The 7,193-nt window shown below is 65.0% G+C and carries 2 protein-coding genes; both read left to right on the forward strand.

What is annotated here, in order from left to right:
- Positions 1-1,166, forward strand: a 1,166-nt coding sequence (locus BFP93_RS10095) for an AMP-binding protein (RefSeq protein WP_141687960.1), incomplete at its 5' end; no start/stop codon positions are given.
- Positions 1,167-1,169: 3 nt separating this feature from the next.
- Positions 1,170-7,193 (forward strand): non-ribosomal peptide synthetase (locus BFP93_RS10100; protein WP_141687961.1); only part of this gene is annotated, 6,024 nt, incomplete at its 3' end.

Genomic DNA, 7,193 nt, shown 5'->3' on the forward strand with positions numbered 1-7,193 from the left:
TGCCGGAATACACCTATGAACAGATGCACCGCCACAACGTGACCATGGCGGTGTTCCCACCGGTGTACCTGCAGCAACTGGCCGAACACGCCGAGCGCGACGGCAATCCTCCGGCGGTGCGCGTGTACTGCTTCGGCGGTGATGCAGTGGCCCAGGCCAGCTACGACCTGGCCTGGCGCGCACTGAAACCGACCTACCTGTTCAACGGTTATGGCCCCACCGAAACCGTGGTCACGCCACTGTTGTGGAAGGCGCGCAAGGGCGACCCATGCGGCGCCGTCTACGCGCCCATCGGCACTTTGCTCGGCAACCGCAGCGGCTACGTGCTGGACGCGCAGCTCAACCTGCAACCCATCGGCGTGGCCGGTGAGTTGTACCTGGGCGGCGAGGGCGTGGCCCGGGGTTACCTGGAGCGTCCGGCGTTGACCGCCGAACGCTTTGTGCCGGACCCGTTCGGCAAGCCCGGCAGCCGCGTGTATCGCAGCGGCGACCTGACCCGTGGGCGTCCGGACGGTGTGGTGGATTACCTGGGTCGCGTCGACCATCAGGTCAAGATCCGTGGTTTCCGTATCGAACTGGGTGAAATCGAAGCGCGCCTGCGCGAACAGGACAGCGTCGGCGAAACCGTGGTGGTGGCCCAGGAAGGTCCGACCGGCAAGCAGTTGGTGGCCTACGTGGTGCCGGCCGATGCGACCCTGGCCGACCAGGCCGAATTCCGCGACAGCTTGCGTCGCGCCCTGAAAAGCGGCCTGCCGGACTACATGGTGCCGGCGCACTTCGTGTTCCTCGCACAGATGCCGCTGACCCCCAACGGCAAGCTCGACCGCAAAGGCCTGCCGTTGCCGGATGCCAGCCAGATGCAGCAACAGTACGTGGCGCCGCACACCGAACTGGAGCAGCAGATCGCCGCGATCTGGGCCGACGTGCTGCACCTGGCGCAAGTGGGCCTGAACGACAACTTCTTCGAAGTGGGCGGGCATTCCCTGCTGGCCATCCAGATCACCTCGCGGGTGCAGGCCGAGTTGGGCCTGGACGTACCGCTGATGGAACTGTTCCAGACCGAATCACTGCGCGCCTACGTGCAGGCCGCAGCCACTTTCCGCGCCGGCAGCGTGGAAGATTTTGATGACCTTCGTGACTTTTTGAGCGAACTAGAGGCGATTTGAACCATGCTTTCCAACCCTAACATCGACCTGGTGTCGCGCTTTCTTCGCTTGCCTCTGGAACAGCGCCAGCAGTTTTATCAGCGCCTGCAAAGCCGGGGCATGAGTTTCGCTCAACTGCCGATTGCTGCAATCCGTGAGGACGGCCAACGCCTGCCGCTGTCCTATGCCCAGGAGCGTCAGTGGTTTCTCTGGCAGTTGGACCCCGGCAGCGCCACTTACCACATCCCCGGCGCCTTGCGCCTGCACGGTCGCTTGGACCTGGCGGCACTGCAGCGCAGCTTCGACAGCCTGCTGGCCCGACACGAGAGCCTGCGCACCCAACTGGTCGAGGAGGGCGAGCACTTGTGGCAGGCTGTGCTGCCCCAGGCCCGGGTCGAGATTCAACACGCGCAGATCGACGAAGCGCAGTTGATGGCACGGGTGGAAGCGGAGGTGGCGCGGCCGTTCGATTTGCACCAGGCTCCGCTGCTGCGCGTGACCTTGCTGCAACTGGCTGAAGATGACCATGTGCTGGTAATGGTGCAGCACCACATCGTCTCCGACGGCTGGTCAATGCAGGTGATGGTGCAGGAGCTGGTGCAGTTGTATGCCGCCTACAGCCTGGGCCAGGACCTGCAACTGCCGCAGCTGCCGATTCAGTACGCCGACTACGCCCTGTGGCAGCGCGGCTGGATGGAAGCGGGAGAGCGGGCGCGGCAACTGGCTTATTGGCAGGCGCTGCTGGGCGGTGAACAGCCGGTGCTGGAACTGCCGCTGGACCGTCCGCGCCCGGCGCAGCAAAGCCATCGCGGCGCGAGCCTGGAGCTGCATCTACAGCCCGAACTGGTCGCCGGTCTCAAGCGCCTGGCGCAGCAAGAAGGCATCACCCCATTCATGCTGCTGCTCGCGTCCTTCCAGACCTTGTTGTACCGCTACAGCGGGCAGTCGGATATCCGCGTCGGCGTGCCGATTGCCAACCGCAACCGCGTCGAAACCGAGGGGCTGATCGGGTTTTTCGTCAACACCCAAGTGCTCAAGGCTGACCTGGACGGGCAGATGAGCTTTGTCGAGTTGCTGCAACAGACCAAGCGCCGCGCCCTGGAAGCCCAGGCCCACCAGGACCTGCCGTTCGAGCAATTGGTGATGGCGCTCTCGCCTGAGCGCAGCCTGAGCCACAACCCATTGTTCCAGGTGATGTTCAACCATCAGACCGACGCCCAGGGCGGGCGCGACGGCCAGCAACTGCCTGGCCTGCGCGTGGTGGAGCTGGACTGGGACAGCCAGACCACGCATTTCGACCTGAGCCTGGATACCCATGAGTCGGCCGAAGGGCTGTGGGCGGCGTTGAATTACGCCACCGATTTGTTCGACTCAGCGACCATCGAGCGCCTGGCGCAGCACTGGCAGCAGTTGCTGCAGACGGTCGTCAGCGATCCGCGCAGGCGTCTGGCCGAGCTTTCGCTGCTGGATGCTACCGAGCAGCAACGCATGCTTCAGGACTGGAACGCTCCGGCCTGCGCCCGGCAATTGCAAGGCGTACATCTGCTGTTCGAAGACCAGGCCGCCGCGCAGCCTGAACGTCAGGCCCTGGCCCTGGACGACCAGGCCCTCAGCTATGGCGAACTGAACCGCCAGGCCAACCGCCTGGCGCACTACTTGATCGCCCAGGGTATCGGCTCCCAAGCCTTGGTCGGGATCGCCGTGGAGCGCTCCTTCGCCATGGTGGTCAGCTTGCTGGCGGTGCTCAAGACCGGCGCGGCCTATGTGCCGCTGGACCCTGAGTACCCCCGCGAGCGTCTGGTGCACATGCTCGAGGACAGCGATGTGCGCCTGGTGCTGACCCAGTCGCACCTGCGCGATCGCCTGCCATTGCCGGCGCACGCGGTGGCCGTGGAAATCGACCTGGTCCAGGCGCAGTTGGCGCTGTGTGATGAGCACAATCCACCGGCTGTTTTCGAACCGCACAGCCTGGCCTACGTGATCTACACCTCGGGTTCCACCGGCAAACCCAAGGGCGTGGCCATCAGCCATGGCGCATTGAGTGAGTTCGCCTGCATCGCCGCCGACTATTCGCAACTGGTCGCGCAAGACCGGGTATTGCAGTTCGCTACCCTGAATTTTGACGGCTTCGTCGAGCAGTTGTACCCGGCCCTGACCCTCGGTGCCACGGTGGTGCTGCGTGGCCCGCAACTGTGGGACGGTGCCGAGTTGTATCGGCAGATCATCGAGCAGGGCATCACCCTGGCCGACTTGCCGACCGCCTACTGGAAACTGTTCTTGCAGGATTGCCTGGCGGCGGGTGCGCGGCCTTACGGGGCGTTGCGCCAGATGCATATCGGCGGCGAAGCCATGCCCCTCGACGGTCCATTGTTGTGGCAACGGGCGGGCCTGGGCCATGTGCGGCTGCTCAATACCTACGGGCCGACCGAGGCCACCGTGGTCTCCAGCGTGCTGGACTGCACCGACCCCGACGTAATCAGCGGCGTCACCGCCAGCCCCATCGGCCGCGCGCTACCCGGGCGTGGGCTGTATGTGTTGGATCGCGACCTGAATCTGCTGCCTGTCGGTGCCGTAGGCGAACTCTACATCGCCAGCGCCAGCGGCCTGGCCAGCGCTTATCTGCGGCGCCCGAGCCTGACCGCCGAGCGTTTTGTCGCCAACCCGTTCAGTGCCTGCGGCGAGCGGCTTTATCGCAGCGGCGACCTGGCGCGTTATCGCGCCGACGGGGTGGTGGAGTATGTCGGGCGGGTCGACCATCAAGTGAAAGTGCGCGGCTTCCGCATCGAACTGGGCGAGATCGAAACCGTGCTGCTGGCCCAGGACGGCGTGCGCGAAGCGCTGGTGCTGGCTGTCGACAACCAACTGCTGGCCTACCTGGTGCCCGCGCAACCGTCGAGTGAAGCCGAACGCTTGATGAACACCCTGCGCGAACAGCTGCCGGACTACATGGTGCCGGCGCACCTGATCTTCCTCGAGCGCATGCCGCTCAACCCCAACGGCAAGCTGGACCGCCAGGCACTGCCCAAACCGGACGCCAGCACGGCGTACCAGGACTGGCAGGCGCCGGTCACCGCGTTGCAACAGCAGATCGCTGCGATCTGGGCCGATATTCTCGGTGCCGACAACGTCGGTTTGAACCAGCACTTCTTTGAACTGGGCGGGCATTCGCTGCTGGCGATGCAAGTGGTGTCGCGCATTCGCCAGACGCTGCAGCGCGAGGTGCCGCTCAAGGCCTTGTTCGAGCACCCACGGCTGGACGCATTTGTTGCGGCACTGCAGGCCCAGGACAGCCTGGCGCCCAGCGCACCGCCGTTGCTGCCGGTCGGGCGCGAGCACGCCTTGCCGCTGTCGTATGCCCAGGAGCGTCAGTGGTTTCTCTGGCAATTGGAGCCGCACAGCGCCGCTTACCACATCCCCAGTGCGTTGCGCCTGAAAGGGCAACTGGACCTGGGCGCGTTGCAGCGCAGTTTCGATACGTTGCTGGCCCGGCATGAAAGCCTGCGCACCTGCCTGCGCCAGGAGCATGAGCGTGCAGTGCAAGTGATCGCGCCATCGGCGTCGCTGCAGATCGCTCACGCCGATGTCGACGAGGCTGAACTCCAGGCGCAGGTCGAGGCGCAGATCGCGCAGCCGTTCGACCTGGAACACGGCCCGTTGCTGCGTGTGTCGCTGCTGCGCGTGGCTGCTGATGAGCATGTGCTGGTGCTGGTGCAACACCACATCGTCTCCGATGGCTGGTCGATGCAGGTGATGGTCGAAGAACTGGTGCAGCTCTATGCGGGCTACAGCCAGGGCGAGGAAGTGCAGCTGCCGGCGTTGCCGATCCAATATGCCGACTATGCCGTGTGGCAGCGCAATTGGATGGAGGCGGGCGAGAAGGACCGTCAGCTGGCGTACTGGCGCGAAATGCTCGGCGGCGAGCAAAGTGTGCTGGAGTTGCCGTTCGACCACCCGCGTCCCGCCGTGCAAAGCCATCGCGGCGCACGCCTGGCTTTCGAGCTGGACCCCGAGCTGAGCCAACATCTCAAGGCCTTGGCCCGGCAACAGGGCGTGACCCTGTTCATGTTGCTGCTGGCGTCGTTCCAGACCCTGCTGCACCGCTACAGCGGCCAGGAAGAAATCCGCGTCGGCGTGCCCATCGCCAACCGCAACCGCAGCGAAACCGAGCGGCTGATCGGCTTCTTCGTCAATACCCAGGTCCTCAAGGCGGACCTGCACGGCCAGATGAGCGTCGAGCAGTTGCTGCAACAAACCAGGCAACGCGCGCTTGAGGCCCAGGCCCATCAGGACCTGCCGTTCGAACAGTTGGTGGAAGCCCTGCAACCGGAACGCAGCCTGAGCCACAATCCGCTGTTCCAGGTGATGTTCAACCACCAGACCGACGTCGGCCAGGCCCAGGTCCAGCAGCACCTGCCGCACCTGCTGGTCCAAGGGCTGGAATGGCAAAGCAAGACCGCGCATTTCGACCTCGACCTGGACATTCAGGAGTCCACCGAAGGCATCTGGGCCACCCTGGGTTATGCCCAGGACCTGTTCGAAGCCGGCACCGTGCAACGCATGACGCGCCACTGGCAGAACCTGCTGCAGGGCATGGTCGCCAACCCTCGGCAACCGCTTGGCCAGTTGAACCTGCTGGACGCCGCCGAGCAGCAACACATCCTGCAACTGTGGGACCGTAGCGCCTCCGGTTTCTCGGCCCAGCGTTTGGTGCATGAACTGGTGGCCGACCGTGCCCGGGAAACCCCGGATGCGGTGGCGGTGAAGTTCGCCGACGAGCAGCTCACTTACGGCGAGCTGGATCGCCAGGCCAACCGCCTGGCCCACGCGCTGATCGCCCGTGGCGTCGGCCCGGAAGTGCGCGTGGCGATTGCCATGCCGCGCAGTGCCGAGATCATGGTGGCGTTCCTCGCGGTGTTGAAGGCCGGTGGCGTGTACGTGCCGCTGGATATCGAATACCCGCGTGATCGCCTGCTGTACATGATGCAGGACAGCCGCTCGCGGTTGCTGCTGACCCACTCGACCGTGCAACAGCGCCTCCCGATTCCGCAAGGCCTGCAAGCCCTGGCAGTGGATCAGCTGCAGGACTGGTCCGACGACAATCATGCGGCGCCGAACGTCGCCCTCGACGGCGATAACCTCGCCTACGTGATCTACACCTCCGGCTCCACCGGCATGCCCAAGGGCGTGGCGGTGTCCCACGGGCCACTGGTGGCGCACATCATCGCCACCGGTGAGCGCTATGAAACCCGCCCGGCCGATTGCGAGTTGCACTTCATGTCGTTCGCCTTCGACGGTTCCCACGAGGGTTGGATGCACCCGCTGATCAATGGCGCCAGCGTGCTGATCCGCGACGACAGCCTATGGTTGCCGGAATACACCTATGAACAGATGCACCGCCACAACGTGACCATGGCGGTGTTCCCACCGGTGTACCTGCAGCAACTGGCCGAACACGCCGAGCGCGACGGCAATCCTCCGGCGGTGCGCGTGTACTGCTTCGGCGGTGATGCAGTGGCCCAGGCCAGCTACGACCTGGCCTGGCGCGCACTGAAACCGACCTACCTGTTCAACGGTTATGGCCCCACCGAAACCGTGGTCACGCCACTGTTGTGGAAGGCGCGCAAGGGCGACCCATGCGGCGCCGTCTACGCGCCCATCGGCACTTTGCTCGGCAACCGCAGCGGCTACGTGCTGGACGCGCAGCTCAACCTGCAACCCATCGGCGTGGCCGGTGAGTTGTACCTGGGCGGCGAGGGCGTGGCCCGGGGTTACCTGGAGCGTCCGGCGTTGACCGCCGAACGCTTTGTGCCGGACCCGTTCGGCAAGCCCGGCAGCCGCGTGTATCGCAGCGGCGACCTGACCCGTGGGCGTCCGGACGGTGTGGTGGATTACCTGGGTCGCGTCGACCATCAGGTCAAGATCCGTGGTTTCCGTATCGAACTGGGTGAAATCGAAGCGCGCCTGCGCGAACAGGACAGCGTCGGCGAAACCGTGGTGGTGGCCCAGGAAGGTCCGACCGGCAAGCAGTTGGTGGCCTACGTGGTGCCG

Origin of the sequence: Pseudomonas sp. 44 R 15 (assembly GCF_900004965.1) — a bacterium.
GTDB lineage: Bacteria > Pseudomonadota > Gammaproteobacteria > Pseudomonadales > Pseudomonadaceae > Aquipseudomonas > Aquipseudomonas orientalis_A.